The sequence below is a fragment of the Rhodococcus sp. O3 genome (genome assembly GCF_048897285.1).
Taxonomy (GTDB): domain Bacteria; phylum Actinomycetota; class Actinomycetes; order Mycobacteriales; family Mycobacteriaceae; genus Rhodococcus.
On the sequence record NZ_JBMBTE010000268.1, the window covers coordinates 1 to 2,456 of the forward strand.

Genomic DNA, 2,456 nt, shown 5'->3' on the forward strand with positions numbered 1-2,456 from the left:
CCTCACGGATCCTGGTGGGGACGACCGGTGCGGCGACGATGATCGCGATGGCGATGCTGTCGACGGGCCCCTGGCGGGCGCCGGGCGGCTACGTCGGCCACTCGTTCCTGATTCAGTTCGCGGCGGTCGTCGGGCTGGTCGCGCTGGGCCTGGCCACCGTGCCGCTGTCGCCGCGCTTCGCCCGCGTCCTGCGGTGGAATTCGCGGCGGGCGGGTTCCTCGACGAGCGCGTAGCTCACGGACGCGACCGCGATGCTCAGGACGACGGTGACCGCGAGCACGAACCAGAAGTGGCCGTGGAACGGCAGGATGCCGAACACCGGGAACACGATCGACAGCACCGCGAGATGCCAGATGAAGATGCCGTAGGACCAGCGGCCGACTGCCAGCGCGGCGGGCGACGCCAGGATGCGGTGGTCGCTGCGCGGGGCGAGGGTCAAGGGGGCGAGCAGCGCCGCGCTCATCACGGCGCCGAGCAGGATCTTTCCGTTGTACTGCCACGGCTCGAGGTCCGTGAGTCCTTCCGGCCCGCCCAGCGGGGTGGTGGCGAGCGCGAACGCGCCGACCGCGATCGCCGCCATCAGCCCGCGCCGCGCCGCGAGACGGTGCATCCACGTCCCGCCGAGGGTGGCCAGTTCGGCGAGCAGCATGCCGGCCCCGAACCACGGCAGGTAACCGGGAAGCCAGTTGTCGTGGTGGATGTGCTCGGGGGTGGCCACCGGCAGCCACACCCACACGAGGCTCAGCGCGCACGCCGCGAGGATCACCGGGATGCGGAACCGCGCGGCGTCCCCGCGCAGCCGGCACAACGCCAGCGCCAGCAGCGGCAGCACCAGATAGAATGCGACCTCGACGGACAGGCTCCACATCTGGGTGAGGCCCTCGGTGAGTGTCAGCGGCACGAACACCTGCACCAGCGTCAGGTTCGCCACCCACACCCGCCAGCCGCCGCCCGCCCCGGGCAGCAACAGCAGGACCAGGCACACGACGGTCCAGTAGGCGGGCAGGATGCGCACGGCCCGGGAGGCGAGATAGCGGCCCGTCGGCTGCGCGACACCGTATCCGCGGGCCGCCGCGGCGTGCGGCCGCCACAGCAGGAATCCGGACAACGCGAAGAACAGGGCGACCGCGAGGTCGAACCGGCCCCACACCCGGCCGATCACCGGATCGTGCACGGCCCCGGTCTGGAACGCGACATGGGTGATGAGAACACCCACGGCGGCGAAGCCGCGCATGCCCTCGAGGGCCGGCAGGAACCCGGTCGCGCCACGAGGTGACACACCGGCATCGGGTCGATTGGTCATCGCCGACCAGTGTGCCCGGGGAGCGCACTGTCCCGGAAGTCCGGGTTCTTCCGCGATCCGAACGTACGCACAACCACCGTCGGCTGTTAGTGTCTGGGCTCACGTGGTGTCCGCATTGTCGTACACCAGACGATCCGTGCAGCCCTGCTGCCGGTGGGGGTACTCGATGACAACCGTTGAGTGAGGAGAGACAGCATGGCTGAGCGATCGGGCTCGGGCCGGAAACTTGCGCTGGTGTTGGTGGGCCTGGGGACGTTCCTCTTGGCGATCGCGCTGCTGGTGCCGACCTACACAGTGGGCAAGCTGAAGAAGACGCCGCTCGATCTCGAGGTCACCACTGTGGCCGAGGGCACCGGCGACATCCTCAATTCCAGGGCGCTGCTCTCCGGTAGGGCGCAGGTCGACACGAACGTTCCGATCGTCGCGCAGCGCTTCGTCACGGTCGAGGACCCCTCGGACGCCGACATCATGACGCTGCAGGCCGGCCAGACGGTGCGTCGCCTGGACATGCAGGGAGACACCGGCCTGGTGTCCGCGATCGTGGACCGGGTGACCGTCGACCGTGTCACCTCGATGCCGGTCTCCGCGGAGGAGTACCCGGATCGTGTGAGCACCATCCAGACCTCGGCGACCGCGCCGCCCACGGAGATCGACAACCGTGACGGCCTGCAGTACAAGTTCCCGTTCGACGTGGAGCAGAAGAACTACCCCTATTTCGACCTGAACGCCCGTGAGAACTACGAGGTCGAGTACAAGGGCGAGGAAGAGATCAGCGGCGTCAAGGTCTACCACTTCCAGCACACGATCGATCCGGTCGACCTGTCGAAGGCCGATCCGTCGAACCCGTCGTACAAGCTGAGCCTGCCGGCCGCCACGTGGGGCGTCGAGGGCGGCGATGCGCCGGTCACGATGGTCCGCTGGTACACCAATGTCCGTGACCTGTGGGTCGATCCGGTCACCGGCGTCGTCATCAAGGGCCAGGAGCAGCAGTACCAGTACTACGCCCGTGAGGCCGACAAGCCCGAGGTGACGGTCCTGAAGGTCACGCTGCCGTTCGACCAGGACACCATCGAGTACCAGGTCGGACAGGCCAAGGACGGCCAGGACACGCTGTCGACGTTCGGCCGCACCGTCCCGATCATCCTCGGCATCC

General features: G+C 68.5%; 2 protein-coding genes. One reads left to right on the forward strand and one right to left on the reverse strand.

Going from position 1 to position 2,456, the window contains the following annotated elements; all coding sequences use genetic code 11:
- Nucleotides 1-112 precede the first annotated feature (112 nt).
- Nucleotides 113-1,303 (reverse strand): acyltransferase family protein, encoded by a 1,191-nt coding sequence (locus tag ACN675_RS28730; protein WP_420754049.1) that lies wholly within the window; start codon nt 1,301-1,303, stop codon nt 113-115.
- A gap of 195 nt (nt 1,304-1,498) precedes the next feature.
- On the opposite strand from ACN675_RS28730, the gene ACN675_RS28735 reads away from it, so the two are divergent.
- The coding region (locus ACN675_RS28735; RefSeq protein ID WP_420754050.1) for a DUF3068 domain-containing protein at nt 1,499-2,456 on the forward strand (958 nt) is incomplete at its 3' end.

Bases quoted from the DNA above. Each gene is read 5' to 3' on its own strand.
- ACN675_RS28730 (WP_420754049.1), bottom strand. From the start codon at position 1,303: ATGACCAATCGACCCGATGCCGGTGTGTCACCTCGTGGCGCGACCGGG.